Annotated in this window: 13 protein-coding genes; all 13 read right to left on the reverse strand. The window is 42.9% G+C overall.

Going from position 1 to position 15,113, the window contains the following annotated elements:
• Position 1: 1 nt before the first annotated feature.
• Positions 2 to 3,049 (reverse strand): peptidoglycan DD-metalloendopeptidase family protein, encoded by a 3,048-nt coding sequence (locus tag DBR32_RS14010; protein ID WP_124636994.1) that lies wholly within the window; start codon positions 3,047 to 3,049, stop codon positions 2 to 4.
• A gap of 20 nt (positions 3,050 to 3,069) precedes the next feature.
• Entirely contained in the window at positions 3,070 to 3,570 is a 501-nt protein-coding gene (locus DBR32_RS14015; RefSeq protein ID WP_124636995.1) for a DUF4280 domain-containing protein, read from the reverse strand.
• Positions 3,571 to 3,629: 59 nt separating this feature from the next.
• Positions 3,630 to 4,592, reverse strand: a complete 963-nt coding sequence (locus DBR32_RS14020) for a LysM peptidoglycan-binding domain-containing protein (protein WP_124636996.1) — start codon at positions 4,590 to 4,592, stop codon at positions 3,630 to 3,632.
• A gap of 105 nt (positions 4,593 to 4,697) precedes the next feature.
• Complete coding sequence (locus DBR32_RS14025) at positions 4,698 to 5,093, reverse strand: hypothetical protein (protein WP_124636997.1); 396 nt, start codon at positions 5,091 to 5,093, stop codon at positions 4,698 to 4,700.
• Positions 5,094 to 5,095: 2 nt separating this feature from the next.
• Positions 5,096 to 6,529: a hypothetical protein gene (locus DBR32_RS14030; protein ID WP_124636998.1), complete on the reverse strand. Its 1,434-nt coding sequence runs from the start codon at positions 6,527 to 6,529 to the stop codon at positions 5,096 to 5,098.
• A gap of 2 nt (positions 6,530 to 6,531) precedes the next feature.
• Positions 6,532 to 8,421: a type VI secretion system Vgr family protein gene (locus tag DBR32_RS14035; RefSeq protein ID WP_124636999.1), complete on the reverse strand. Its 1,890-nt coding sequence runs from the start codon at positions 8,419 to 8,421 to the stop codon at positions 6,532 to 6,534.
• Positions 8,422 to 8,676: 255 nt separating this feature from the next.
• The gene (gene tssD / locus DBR32_RS14040) at positions 8,677 to 9,084 is read right to left on the reverse strand and encodes a type VI secretion system tube protein TssD (protein ID WP_124637000.1); all 408 of its coding nucleotides are present in this window, start codon (positions 9,082 to 9,084) and stop codon (positions 8,677 to 8,679) included.
• A gap of 290 nt (positions 9,085 to 9,374) precedes the next feature.
• Positions 9,375 to 9,884 (reverse strand): hypothetical protein, encoded by a 510-nt coding sequence (locus DBR32_RS14045; RefSeq protein WP_124637001.1) that lies wholly within the window; start codon positions 9,882 to 9,884, stop codon positions 9,375 to 9,377.
• A 113-nt stretch (positions 9,885 to 9,997) separates the two neighbouring features.
• Positions 9,998 to 11,350, reverse strand: coding sequence for a DUF5458 family protein (locus DBR32_RS14050; RefSeq protein WP_124637002.1), 1,353 nt, complete (start codon positions 11,348 to 11,350; stop codon positions 9,998 to 10,000).
• Between the two features lie 48 nt (positions 11,351 to 11,398).
• On the reverse strand, positions 11,399 to 12,001 hold the full coding sequence (locus DBR32_RS14055; protein ID WP_199724516.1) for a type VI secretion system contractile sheath small subunit: 603 nt from the start codon (positions 11,999 to 12,001) through the stop codon (positions 11,399 to 11,401).
• 25 nt (positions 12,002 to 12,026) lie between these two features.
• Positions 12,027 to 13,169, reverse strand: coding sequence for a hypothetical protein (locus DBR32_RS14060; RefSeq protein WP_124637003.1), 1,143 nt, complete (start codon positions 13,167 to 13,169; stop codon positions 12,027 to 12,029).
• Between the two features lie 29 nt (positions 13,170 to 13,198).
• Entirely contained in the window at positions 13,199 to 14,119 is a 921-nt protein-coding gene (locus DBR32_RS14065; protein ID WP_124637004.1) for a TssN family type VI secretion system protein, read from the reverse strand.
• A 37-nt stretch (positions 14,120 to 14,156) separates the two neighbouring features.
• A complete protein-coding gene (locus DBR32_RS14070) occupies positions 14,157 to 15,110 on the reverse strand; it encodes a hypothetical protein (RefSeq protein ID WP_124637005.1) in 954 nt (317 codons plus the stop codon).
• Positions 15,111 to 15,113: the final 3 nt, after the last annotated feature.

The raw sequence follows: 15,113 nt of genomic DNA on the forward strand, positions 1-15,113 counted from the left end.
TTCATGGTTGATTTTCTTGATTAGGAGTTTTATTAACGTCTGTGTCTAATTCTGAAATATTGCTAAGTGGATCTATTCGCCCACCAGTTCTTGCACTCGTTGTGCGTAATTCAAAGTGCAAATGCACCTGATTTGCATTGAGCGCTGTAGCCGAAGAGCCGGTTTTTCCGCTTTTCCCAATGGGATCGCCAGCTTTAACTTGCGTCGGATTACCACTGCTATCTTTTGCTACGATATCTACCGAACTTAAATGAGCATAGAAAAAATAATATGTAGTACCATTGTACTCCCCTTTTAGATTGATGCATTCTCCATAACTTCCTGAAGTATATATTTCATTGACTTCACCATCTACACAAGCATAAATCTGGGTTCCTGTCGGTGCATATAAATCCAAGCCATCATGTTTTCCTTTACTTCTACCGGGAATGTTGCTGCTGTGAATACTTCTTTCCGGTGCCCATACTGAATACCAACCACGTAATTGCGGATTGTCTACCGGATGGTGCCAATTGGAATCACCTGTAGAATTCCCGCCACAATTGCAAGGGATATCAAATGTTTTCAAAAATCCTTTTTCCAAATGTAGGGGACTGTTTCCGGCCAATTCATCGGCAAAAAATTCATCGAAATGTTCTAAAACTGTCTTCATTGGTGTTACAGGTTGTGGTTCCCCTTTAAATAAATACCTGCTGTTATCCCCTTTTTCCGGTAAACTTGCCCAAATTCTGCTGCCTCTGCCTCTGATAGAATTTTCCGTTTGACCACTCAATAATATACTCAATAAATCTGAACATCCGGGATGATGTTTCATTAATAAAACAGAAAATTTGTCTTGATTTTCTTTACTAAATGAGTTGATATTATACTGTGTTTTTTTCGCAGCGTATTGAGCATCATCCCATGTATCTTTCATTACCTGATAGGCTCCTGCTGCTGTAGATCCTCCATAATTTATTCTAGGATGATCACTTAAATCGGTAATTAAATTACCGCCAAAACCGGTGGTATATCCTTTCTCAAAATCATGCGGAACATAAATTGTCGCTTTTGTTACTTTATCTTTTGCTTTAATGATCTCACCTGTTCCCTCACCTACCCGCAGCGTTCTTAAGAAAGCTCTAATTCTTTCTTCACATTCACATTTTTTTCCTATCTCGAAATAAGCACCATCCTGTTTCAGGAATTCTTTATCATGTTGTTTTTCACCTTGCGCCTGTGCCTGCAAGTACAACAACTCTTTTTCTTTTTTATAGAGCTTAAAGGAGATGTTATCGCCCTGATTATAAGCTTTTATGCCCAATACTTTTTCTATGTCTTCGGCATATGCGATCTTACCTGCCTCTATTTTAGGATTTCCGCGCAAACCACCCTTCGCATTTTTAAGAACGCTACCGGCAATAGATTTCTTTTCATTTTCATCATCTATAGTTAGTGCCCCGGCAAAAGTATAGGTATAGGTTCCGTCTTCTTTTCCTTTCAAAAGCTTTTCCTTCCATTGTTCCAACTCTTCATCGGATTTTGGCCTCAACTGTATTGGTATTTTAACCATGCCGTTCTCTACCGTTCCGGTAAAGGTGCTTTTTTCTGTCCCTTCCACTTTCGCCTTACTGTCTTCCATCTGCTGTTCTGTAATTTCCAGAACAGGGAGCGCTGCGCCTGCAGAACCTTTGAGTATACCGTCTTTTTCTTTAATGGTTATCGTAGCCTGCTTGCCGTCCAGCAAATAGGTGGTAGCCACCAGGTAGACCTTATCTTCCAGTGGTGCACTTTGAATCTTCTTGAATTCCGGCCCCAGTTTATAAGTGGCAAAACTGACCTTATCTCCTTTGTTGTACGTATCTTTTGTCAGGGCTTGTTTTATGGCTTCGGCAGTTGTGTATTCCTTTTTAGCCGTCAATGCTTTAAGCTCCGGCTTATTGAGGATGATACCGGCAATGCGCTGCTTTTCCGCATCCGTTGCCGTTTTATTTGCATTGCTTCCTATAGTGTATTCAAAGGTTCCTGCCGCTTCACCAGTCTGTTTGGTATATTCTTTCTTCGCAAAATAAGCATTAGTCAGCCCTTCTATTTTTTCTTCCTGTACTGTTGTGGCACTCTTTCCACCTGTTGGCGCTGGTGCCGGATCAACACCCAGACCCGATGCCGGTACGGTGGTTTGCTGCTGAACCGGAGCAGGGCCTGTAGTACTTGAAGCACCCGGCTGTGCCGGAGCAGTAGTCTGCGGTTTATTTGCAGCAGCCGGCGGGTTAGGCCCCTTTGCCGGGGTTTGCGGGGCAGGAGTTGGTTGCGCCGGTAAGCGTGATTGCTTTGGAGCGGCTTCTGTATGTTGCGGTGTATTATTATTTTGCGCGGGTGCTACCTCATCGGTAACTTCCTGCTGGTGACCATATTTTGTTTTCGCGCCATAGCCTTTTACCAGTAAGTAATATTCATGTGTTTCCCCTTCAAAAAGGCTTTTATTGGCTTTGATGGCCCAACCGGGATCAAGCACAAAGCTGAAAGAAACAATCCCATTTGCCTGGCTTACTTTATAAGATTTGTCTGCTCCCCAGATATTTTCATTGTCCGCGGCACTATGGCCGGTATCGGATACCGTATCCCTTTCCCAAAGACCGACCTTCAGGGTTTCTCCCAGCATATTGATGGTCTCTATCTCTGCTTTAACCGTCTGGCCATATTTTGGCGGTTTACTAAACCGCTGACCATTAGTATCGGTCAGGGTGATCCGTTTGATACTGCGTTCCCCCGGCACAGGCATCACGATCATGCCCGGAGGCTCTTTAATCTCGGGCTGATCTATAAATGCTTCCACTAAAAGCTTTTTTCCATACCATTTTTGCGGAAAAGTAAAGGATACCCTGCGACCATGCTTCTGCGTGCCCCTGAGTTCCCGCCACTTACCGCTATCTTCCTGCGCATAGAGCTTCCATTTGATGTCCTGTTCATTTTTAACGACTGTGCCGGGATATAAAGCGGCTACTTCATAAAAATGCTCCTGGTCTATCCGTGGTAATTTTTCTCCTCTTATAGATGCAATACCTTTCATAAAGCCTGTTATGTTTTAGTTTAATAGTACTCAGCTGTATCGTCTGTCCTTTCTTTGAAGTCTTCCATATTGACCAGTGGATTGATCTGCTCCATCGTTGTATTGTCTGCCTGCTGTACGTTTTGCTTGCTCATTTCGGGTCGCTGACCATGATCCTTTACGGTAATTTTTCCGCCTACGGTACATTGCAGTTCGGATATTTCGGTAAGGCAGGTGTTGCCCATAACTTTAACCGGTTCGTATGTCTTCTGCCAGGTACCGGCCGGAGCATAAGCGCAAGGCAGATAACCACCGGAACTGGGCCTGAGCTTACATTTACCAAAGCTGGGACCGGAGGGTTGAAACTGAAGATCTTTATGGGTAACGGCCAAATAACCGGCATCGCCAGCCTCATCATTCCAATAATGCTTCTGGTGGGTGCTTACCTTGAATTGGGGAAACTGATCTCCCTTGTCGCAACAGGCCTTACCTTTCTGAATGACCAGGTGCTTGCCGGTATGTTCTGATGAAGCGTCTGCCATATGTTTTCTTTTTTTAGGTATGTTAATTTGCTTTCTGATGCGTGGTTCGATGACATCTACTACTCCGCTTCCAGTTCTATAAAGCTTTCCTTCTGTATGTCTCCGGAAAGGGCGCGGGTATGTACATTGGCCGACCAGATGCTTCCGTCTTTCCGGCTGAGTATATACTTCCCTTCGTAGAACAGGTTTGCCTGATCATCGCCGAATGTAGTACCGGCCAGGGATTGGAGGAGCGGTATGCTATCGGTATAGTCCAATGTGGCTACTTCCTGCTGTATGCGTACAGGCATCCCATCCGGCGCTAAGTTCAACGAGAAGAAAGAAAATCCCTTATTAAATGTTGCCCTTATCGGGGCAAAAAAGGTCTTTATAAAGGGGTCTTGTCTCATTCTTCTGTCTACCAGGTGCTGTTGAAACAATACGTAACCCAGATCTTCTATATACGCTGCAGCATAGGAGTCAGGAAAAGCATCGGACAATGCCGTCTTTATTTCCGGCCATCGTCCCAACACCTGTGTATCAATACCGATTTGCTGCAAGCCCCCTTTTTGGTTAAGGGTAATCAGCAAAGGATTGATCGCCTCGCTACAGGCACTGGCCAGCTGGCTGATTTTCGTCTCTTTACCAAACCGATAATGACTCCGGGACCAGGAATACTGCTGGTAACCGTGATCTGAGCGAAGCCATTGCAATTGCACGCGATATTGAAAACTGCCCTTATCCTGCCCTTCAATGTTGTTGCGCACTTTTACCTGATAAGTCCGGTTAAGCTGCTCTGCCTTCCATTCCAGAACCGGATTTGCTTCGGGAAGCCAAAACGGTGCATCCCTCCGGGCATTATATTGTTCTATTTCGGTGAGCTTGGGAATCAGCAGCCGTTTGCCCGGCTCCAACTCTTCTGTAATCCTGTCCGGTGGCAAACATTGTGTATTATTATATTCTTTAAGATACACGGGGTTTTCCAAGCCGATTTCCTGCGCCAGCCTGGCCAGTGTATCCCCGTTTTTAATATAGTGAAACATAGTAAGCGCTTTTAAATCTCCAATAACATTCCGATACTGTATGTAAGCTATTTAACTAATCTTCTATTTTCTTAAACCAAAAATCGATTTTCCTAAACCTGAGGACTATAATTTATCCAGATAAATAAGGCCCAGGTCTGTGGTATCTTTATCAGTAGTGGGTGTATGTTTCCTATAGTTCCTTACATCAATCATGACCTTTTTAAAGCCCTTTTTTTCGATAAAAAAGTTATAAGATACCTGCCTTTGCAGGTGCATATCCTTGTAATTATTTACGGTCAGCTTTCCTACAAAAAAATTGCCATCATTTTTTGTGCTGATTGTATCAAAAGCATTAAATGCATTTTTATCTACATATATTTTCACATTATCAAGGGGTGTTTTATCCGAAGACGATACAATCTTTCCTTTCACCGGCTCGATAAGCAGGTATTGCCTGCTTATACAGGCACCTGTAGAGAGGAACATTATACCTATCAATATGGTGGATACTTTTCCCATTGCTATTTTATTTTTATTTTGGTCAGCCAGATTACTTTCAGAAGATCGAATTCAGAAATTACAGTTCTGGATATATCGTAATAGTCGTGATAATATTTCATCAGGTCGATTTCTCCTGACTTGGGTATGTATGTCGCGTCTTCATCCGGATCCTGTATGATCATACTCCAGTGGGATGTACCCTTATGGGTTTTGGAATAAACGCCTCCGCCATAAGCCAGCAAGATCTCATGACCGATTTCATGCGCAGCAACCATTTTGAAATCATCAATATCGGCAGTCTTGTAATACCAGCCTTTATTTTTGTATAGTGCTTTGTTCTGATCTGATTTTTTCCAGTCACCATAGTATAAGTACCCCTCGTAGAAATACAGGATTCTGGACATTTCCCAGTTACGGGACCGCCCTTCTTCGGTATTGGTCTGGTAAATAATTTTCGGTGCGGCAAGCCCTTTGCTGTTGTCTGTCTGCGCCGTTACAGAAACCTCATAAAGCTCATTATCAATACGCACACCTTTCCCTATATTTCCGGCATTCCGGGACCAAAACCGGGCTATACCATCCAGTGCAAGCTTTTCTATATCAGCATAGGCTCTCTGAGTACTTAAGGGGACTCGGTTATAATAGGCAAGTGCTTCGGCAGAGACCTTATTTCCCCTATCCAGACCCTCGTTTCCCCCATCTTCCAAATCCACTTTCAGACTGGTTTCTACCTTTTTATTAGTCTTATCTATTTTCACATCCACCCAGTTTACGCCTTTACGGGAGACATGAAAGGTCGCTTCTTTGCTTTTGCTAATACCACCCTTTTTTCCGGTAACCTTTGCTGTTAAGGTTTTATCATTGAAAATACTGCTGTCATAGATGCCCTGATTATCGAAACCATCCCAAAGCAAGACATAAGTGCCTATCTTGGTATAATCGTCTACCGATACATTAAAGGAAGCATACACCGGTTTCCAATCCCATATATTTTTAGGATTGGTGGGATCAAATTCCGGCTTCTGTTCTTCTATCTTTTGCATTAGCAAAGGATACTTCCTGGCCGTTATCACTATTTCCGGAAGATTGGTGATCGCATATATTTCCTTACCATCGGCATCCAGTATTTCAAATTTCAGGGTATCTACATTGCTCTGGCTCAAAGAAAAATTAAAGGCGAAAAAGGCATTTTCGAAGTTTCCCTCAAAATCGAGTATTCCTAAAGGCACGACGGTAGTATGCGGACCATCTTTCTTTAAAGAGAACTGCATATCAAAGTCTTCATTTACATTACTGCCCAGCCGTTCATAATCACCATAAGAAACACCCTCTTCCTGCCCTTTTTCCCGTACTTCATCAGCAGCATTGGTCACGATACTGCCTTCGGCCGAGATATTATAATCTCCGCCTATTATTTTGGTGTACTTCCCTTTTACAATCCTGATCCTGGACATGATCAATAATTTTTGCTTTTTTCACCACTGTTGTTTTTCACTACCGACTGTGCATTTTTGTGTATGCTTTTGCCGGAGCTGAATTCAATATCTTCATGTGATAGCTCATTCCGCTCTTTCTTGGTCTCGCTATGCACATCACCATCAATGATCTCCATAAGCTTACCGGTAATGAACATGCTGGTATCACCCAAAACCGTCGTGGTCTTCATCATCCCCACACTTTGGGTATTGTTCATCCCTACCGCCTGCGCATTATTCATCCCTACTGTAGTACTCATATTTTCGCCAACATTGATGAACATATTTTTACAGTTCAAGGTCATTGTTTCGGGCGCTGTAATGGTAATATTACTACCTGTGGTATCCAGATGTATCTCATTACCGCTCTTGTCGGTGATTACTATACTTTCATCTTCAGTAAAAACGATCCGGTGCCCGCTACGGGTTTGTATGGACTTCACTCTATTATCGGTATTTCCCCCCAGACCGGTACGGCCATGAAAGATACCTCCCATTACAAAGGGACGGTCGGGATGCTGGTGTACAAAACCTACCATCACCTGATCACCTGCTTCCGGGATAAAAACATGCCCCCGATTCTGGGTGATCCGGTCGGTACCGCCGGCATCGGGCATTACGACCCTTATCCACTCGGTCTGCTCATCACCCTGCTGCCAATCCATTTTTACCTGCACCCTGCCCTGTCCCAGCGGATCGGCATTGGATAATACCTCTGCGACCTGAGCTTCTGCTTTGGGCAGGTGATAATCCTGGCGCGGTAAGAATCCGGTATCGGCTCCTATGGCTTCAAAACTTCCTTTATAATTGCCGAGTATATCTACTTCATGGTTTACCGAGGTGATCATCAGCTTTGTAAAATAACTGGTGTCTTTGCTTTCTGCCTGCAGCATCTCCATCTCGACCAAACAGCCCGGATAAAGAAACGGAACGGTAGTGGTACCACTAGTGGTGAATACGTCTACAGACCGGCTTCCCGCAAGGTGCTGTTGGGCGGTGGCAATATCTTTATGGGTATGCGCTTTAAGCGGTGCAATACCCAAAGCGGGTGCTTTAAATACGCTAGAGCGCTCATAAGCCTGCTTGCCGAGTGAGGAAACATGGGTAATGCGGCTTTGACCGGCACTTAGCTTCTCATGCTGGCTGCTGTTGTATCCATAATATTCGGAATTGACATGCAGCACTTTCATGGCTACTTTTATATTGTCTACTTCTCTACCAAAAGCAAGCTTTACGGGCTGATCGCCGGAGGGCAGCTTTCCAAAATGCAAGGTCTGTCCGTCATAGAAAAATTCTTCTCCATAACAATCAGCCAGGCGTTGGAGGTAGTTGAAATGTGTTTCTTCGTATTGGCAACTGTAAGAAAAGTTGGCGGTATTGTTGCATTCGATCCGGTACTCATATTTACCATTGTCCCAAGCCTGCTTGATAACAGAATCGACGATGGTGGTGAGTACAACCGGCTCTGCACCACCGAAACTTTGTATATGTGGTGCGCCATCCAACAGTATTGTAGGGCTGTATCCTTTTAAAATAATATTACCGCGGTTACGATGGCTGCGGCAAAGCCCCACTTCGGTGATCACACCCACAAAATTGCGTTCCCCGCTATTAGCAATATTTCTATATGCAAAAGTGATATGAATACTTTTTCCCAATAGTTTCTGCGTACTGTTGAGATCTTGATTTTCGGGACTACCCAGAGAATCATGATCCAGCATCAGCTCAAATTCATGATGGCCTCTTGTGCTTTGATTAAGGTGCAGGGACTTGTAGTGTTTAATAGCATTCCCTTCTACCACTATGGTCAGTTGGGTAAGTGCGGCTAATCCCAATCTGTCGATACCCGAATTAGAGTGTTGTGGATACATAAGCTTGTGTTTTCGGTTTAGTGTGAAACTAAGTATCTTTTGTTTTGACTTAGAAAATTAAGCTATAAGTTCTAAAGCACAAATCATTAAAAGTCAATTTTTTTATAAAATTGGATATGCAGGTATAAGAACCTGAACAACTAATCGTATAAAACCGAAAATAGCTGCCGGTAAGTACATCGGAGCTTATACTCCGGATACTTAGCAGCAGCTATAATTGGGTAGTTTCTGGCTACTTTTAAGTGTACCGTATACTTACGCTCCTGGCCATACACCTTCGTAAGCTGCTGTACCGTAGTTGATTCTCTCAGCGCTAATCACAAAGCTAATCAACATGGAATTGCTATCTACGGCATCGAAGTCCAACTCATGGTCTACAACATAGCCATTTTCCCAGTTCAACGTGATAAGTGTACCTTCTTCATGAGATTTGTTGAAAGTAACTTCTCCGTTTGTAGGTTTGTACTTCCCGTTCAGTAAACTTTCCAGGATATCAGATTTGTCTGTGGCTTCGATCGTAACTTTGATCAGCGCATTAGACGGATCGGAAGCCACACGGCCGGATACATCTACAGAACGTCCTACTTTGTAGGTCATTTTTAATACTTTTGATGCTTCACCGCCATTGAACTTTAATACGGCTCTTGAATTGTTCTCTGCCATTTGATTAAGATTTTAAAAGGTTAGTGTTTTGGATATTTCCTAAAGTAAAGATACATTTTACCCTACCCGATTTCCAAAATACAGAGGCCTTTTCTCATATTTTGTAGTAGAATTACTATATTATATTTCATAATATATCAAACAAAACAAGCCATGGATAAGCATTTCGCTAAAAAATGCTATTTATGTGATAAAACAATACTTCCCTTATCTGTGCTTAATGTGAAGTATGGTATCGATATTGCAAAAGGAGGCTGTAAGGCATTTAGGGAGCACTTTTGAGGCGTATGCTATCCTTTTAGCACCGGTGCTTTTTTTAGCCAGCGGTATTTGAGGTTAGCACTTTGACGCAGTACGCTTTTGGGAGACAAGGTATCCAGAAAAATATAAACCGGCTTATTTTTATAGGCGCTAAAATCCAGTCTTTCGGTGGCGATAAACCGCAAAGGAAATTTGATTATCGTTGCGGTGTCAGACTTGAGCATGGTCTCTGCCTGGTTTACCTGATACAGGTATTGCAGACCACCCCTTCCATCCGTGCTGTCTATTGTCACTATGGAAGTAGTCAAAACGACCACGGCACTTCGCTGTATAGCTTCCTCTTTGTTCAACCTTGCGGCAGGATGTTGAGCTGTATGTTCTTCTGTAAACAATTGATATTTATTGTCAACCGGTTTCTGCTGTAAGCGGTCATTTCCGGAATTACAGCCAAAGCCAAACACGAGTATACCGCAAAACAGGAAAGGTTTTGAAGCTTTACACAGGATCGTTATACAGGAGCTAAGGGCATTATTAAACATCGCAAAAAGACAATAATATTTGAAGCACAATGTAATGAAAAAAAAGGAGACAGGAACGATATCCCTGCCTCCGTTTTTTTATTTTTATTTAATGATCGTTTGGAGCAAATGCTTTACTCCTGCTCATATTCAGAGGACCATTCATTGCCATCATCACCTTTATGACCATCGAGCTTGATCACAAAACTTTTTGTTGGGAAATAAGGGGTAAGCCTAATGTCCAGCCATACGCGATCTTTCTGCACTTTATCTTGTTCAAAACGTACGATCTTGAATTTTTCAATAAGCTTATCAGGGCCTTTAATATCATCTAAGAAGCGCACAATCTGCCTTCTCAAATCATCTTCATTTTTGGCACTCCAGTTTTCAAATGCTCTTCTGTTCAGGAAGTCCAATAATACTTTGGTTACATAGTCGAATACGCGCACCACTGAATAGGTCTGCAGACCGATATTGTCGCCGGAAAACAGTGTTTTGGCAGAAAAGGCCATGATCTTACCATATTCGTTCACCATAGGTACCAGACCCATTTTTTCTAATTGGGAGATCTCACTTTTTTTCAGTTCAAATTTTACGGCATCCACTTCATTGATGCTGCCATGCTTCTTACCTGCTGCTACCTGAGACATTAGTGTTTTGTGTATCTTACCTGCCAGCGATGTGGAAGGGGGTACATATACATTGTCTTCTTCTCCGACCTCTTCTGCTTTGCCCCTGCCTACAAGCCAGTTGCAGGTCATGATCACATTACTTCTATGCAGCTCACCACCGGTAAGGTTTGCATCATGAAATAGATCTACGACATCATCCGGCTTATCTAAATCGGCAAAGTCGGTCACCAACATCACTTTGTTCTCGTTACAGACTTTGGCCCATTTTTCAACAACTTTATTAGAACCTAAGTAACCCGGAAGAACCAGGACAGAATAGTTGTCGCGGAGGTCGAGACGGTCATAATATTGTTTGAGTTCGGCACCAACATGGTCTATAAACAGCGGGTTATCCAAGTCCGTAATCTGATCCATGCTCGCATTCACAATATTGACATTATCGACTTTGTCTAATTCTGTATTTTTATAAAACTGGGCTACGGTTCTGTAAGAGGTTTCCAGCTCTCTGGATTGCTCCAAAGCATTCTTCAGATTTTTCTTCAGCATCTGATCTGCCGACTGCGCTTTGCTCTTGCAGCTTTCTACCATATCTTCTACCGCCTGATTGCCGTCCAGCAATTCCAGCCAAAGGTTTATTTTTTTCAGTAGGTCTTTACGTTCTTCTTTTTTATTACTATCCGTCAGGAAAATCTGTTTCCGGGCTTTACGATCCGGATTCATATTGGCGACGCCGTCTACCACAGATTCTACAAAACTGAACCCTCCTACTTTAGCAAGGGGATTAGGGCCCGTTTTCTGTTGTATTTGCTGCTCCTGGTTTGGATTATTAGCAGCTTGTTGTTGCGGGTTAGACATATATCTTATGTTTAGTTTTATTAGTAAATAGGTTTAAATAATACGTGATTAACCGTTTTGCTCCAATTCTGCTGCCACTGCTTTCAGTGCCTGTATCAGGGCTTCTTTAGATCCACCATCGGCCAGTACATTACGCAGCACTTTATTGTTGCGCAGCTGACGGATGATCTTATTGAATTGCTCTTCTTCCAGGCTCAGGTTGCTCAGGTATTCAGAATTCTGGGTCATATTTTTTGGGGTAAAATCACCTAAGTTTTTAAACCGGAATTCTTCACTAACCGTAGTACCATCCTCACTCTCGTGCTCTACAGAGATGGCGGGCTGAAAACGTTTAAATACATCTTCTACTGTTTTCAAGCCGGTAACCACCTCGGGAACAAAAGGCTCGTCTGTAGTCAGCTTGCTGACCAGAAGGGTTTTGTTTTCCTGAATATCCTGAATTGCTTCGTTAGCGTCAACTTTCACTTCGTTACCACCAACACCGTAGTTGTACATTGCCATAGTTGTTGTTTTTATTTTATGATGTGATATATTATTATTGTTACTGTTATCCAGATCGTTTACGGTCTCTTTTGCGCCATCCGGTTGCGCGGTTTCCGGCTTATTGAAAAGCCCTGAAAAATACCGGATCAGTTTGTCCCAAAAACGCATAGGCTAATTTATTCTTATGCCGCTGCTAATCCAGTACACTCCATCCTCTCGGGTTCTTAGTATTAGGCGTCACATTCTGTTCATTAACGATAATGTTCTCTTTACGCTGTCCGATATAGTCAAGATCGCTCAGGCGCTTAAAAATTGTTTCCACACTTTTAAGCATGTTGTCTATCTCTACAAAATGCCGGGCGCAGTCGTTATGGTTATACCGTATTTCGGCTACTGCAGACAGCTGGTTCACCAGCGCATGCGGGGCGATCTCACTCCATTCAAAAGTGTAATGCAACATCTCTTCCAATTCGGCAGGAATGATCGACTGTGTGGCGTTGTACAGATGAAGGGCCTGCTGGGAAAATACATCAACCAGAAATACCGGGGGCTGATGCGGTACGATATTCCGGTAGCCAAAATAGATATTGGCAAAATGACTGATCATCGTATGGCAGAGCAGTTTTACATTTTTAGCCAGGCTCGAATTCTGATTTACATTGGCGGTTTTCTGCACAATTTTAAACGCATACTGCTGTATATTGCCCATTTTTTTGGCAAAAGCGCTGTAATAGCCTAGTAAAGCCTGATGGCTTTGCAAGCTGGTACAGGGCGGAATAAAGGTCTCATCTGCCTGTACAATATTGTGCCGGATAGATACTTTACCGATGACCATATAGCTTCCTCCTACCATACCGGCTTCGAAAGTGGTGACGGGTACTAATTCCACATATAAACGGCCTGTCGCATTAGGCCTGCGGGGCGGTGTCTCGTCGGGATCCAGCTCGCCTATAGCGACTTTTTCAAAAGGATTGACGGATACTAATATGTAGTAATCGCTGTCTGTGCTTGCGCTTTCCAGATTAGCGGTAAAACCAAGCGATTTGATGCTGGTTGTATAATCGGCAACCTCTATGCGGTAGCCCGCTGCTGTGAGCCCGCTACAGTTCTTTACAATCAGCTGCACATCATTCGTGGCAGTGTTGTACACTTCAAAAACAGATCTGTCTCCGGGATTAATCTGTGGCAGCAGTCCGTAATTATAACCGGTTACAAACAGGGAATTGGCATCCCTGATCGTATCTAAAAAATAATTTTCCTGCGCCTCAAAATGCTTTTGGGAAATTTTCATCCCATCTACCCAGTTCACGGCCAAATGTTTTACCGGCTGTATCATATAAGATATGTTTAATATAAAATTAGTTATTATTCATCAATATTTTGAGAACGAAATGTGAAATTATGCTCCTCTTCATGCTGAATGACCCGTTTGCAAATGATTACATCATTCTCAATAATCTTATTGACCGTTACGTCTTCGTCAAAATCAATATACTTTCTAAAATGAAAAATTGATTTTTTGACATAAAAGATCCATGTATACGGCTCCTCGTTTTCATTAAACATTTGTATCCTCGTTCCGGGATTTTTATGATTATAGTCATCTACGAATTTAAAGAACCAGTCCCCAAAACTCAAGCCACTGGAAATGGTCTTAGCCTTAACGCGAAACCTGTTTCCATCTTCAATATTCTTGGTGAGCTCAATATTAAGCACCATTAATTTATTGAAATCAAGCCCGTCAAAATCAAATGCTTTTTTATAGGGATCCAACTGCCAGGTCTTATAAATATTAAAGGGAATATTCATAAACTGTACATAGGCATAATAAAAAGCAAGCGGCACCAGGAATACGAGCATACTTGTAGCAGACATCACCGCATATCCTTCGAAGGGGCTTAACCAATCAAAGATCAAGACAAAAAGATAGGCACCCAACAACATACAGGAAATAGTAATAAGCAGCTCGAATGCAATAATAAAAGCCACCGAGCGCTGCACTTCTTTAAAATATCTTTTGAGCGTATTGACATGCAGCACTCCTAAAAAACCATAATAGAGCATGGCCAGCAGGTACCACAGCGGACTGAACTGACTGCCGGAAAAGCCTAAAAAACCAGGCAGTGCCAGTAATAGTGCACCTAACAGCACATAGACGATCAGCACTTTTGCTTTGATCTTTGGCACTTTTTTCCTCATTTGCTTCATCACCATAGCCATTACCAGCACGATCAAGGGCATCAATAGGTATCTCAAAAAAAATCCTTTTATCATTTCTACTTCCATACTAAATCTGTTCTGTTTTTATAAATAATTCATGGTGTTATACAAAAGTCGAAAAACCTAACCTTGAGGTATCCAACTCTTCGGAGAGCCGGAATGCTTCCGGCTCATTTTCGGTGAGGAATACTTCCTCCACATCTGCCGAAACAGGCAGGCAATACCCGTAAAGGGTTTCGAGCAGGCGCCTCAAAGGGCTTTCGGGTACATAATCGTTCAGCTTTTCAAAGGGCAGCGGCCCATAATTGATGATCCAGTTGCGCGCGCCATCCATATGGTCGCCGGTAAGTATCGTAGATACACCCAGCTGCATTTGCGACAATACCAGCGCGTCTGTAGCTATTCTTCCGGCCAGATTATGATGCGGGCCGAAGGTTACCTGGACGGGCACTTGCAGAAATGCTGTGAGGCATTTTTCAAACCAAAACCGGCTGCCTCTCACGGCATGAAAATGCGGCAACAGGTAAGCAAAAACTTTGGCATCTGCAGCCGAAAATTCTTTTAACAAGGGCCATAGTTCTACCAGTGTCCCTATTAGGATATCATTCTCCTGAGACAAGTCATAGTCACATTCCGTCAACAAAGAGTTCAGTTCTAAGTAACTGGCCTCCAACTCAAAAGGATAAAAAAACTTTCTCGCACTAGCTTCCTGCTTTCGCTGTACCCTGATCTGGTGAACGATCTCCTCCACATTACTGTTCGCATGCCCGAGTGAAGGCGGATGAAAAACACCCTCGGGCAGGAAATCATAAATGCCCTCCCGGAAAGTATCTATAGAAATGATCTTTTCGCCCAGCTCAAAATACTCTTCCCTTACCGCCTTAATATCTTTGTTAAACGTACGGTCGTTATTCCCCAGACGACGGATCAATACTTGATCTACCTCCTGCCTGTATTTATACAAGTTGAGGGCAACCACCTCTGCTTTATAATCTGTGTAGAGATTGTTGTACGTTATTTGCTTTTCTATCTGTTCAAAAGTCAATGCGGTTGTCATACT

This window comes from Taibaiella sp. KBW10 (assembly GCF_003852495.1).
Lineage (GTDB): Bacteria > Bacteroidota > Bacteroidia > Chitinophagales > Chitinophagaceae > Edaphocola.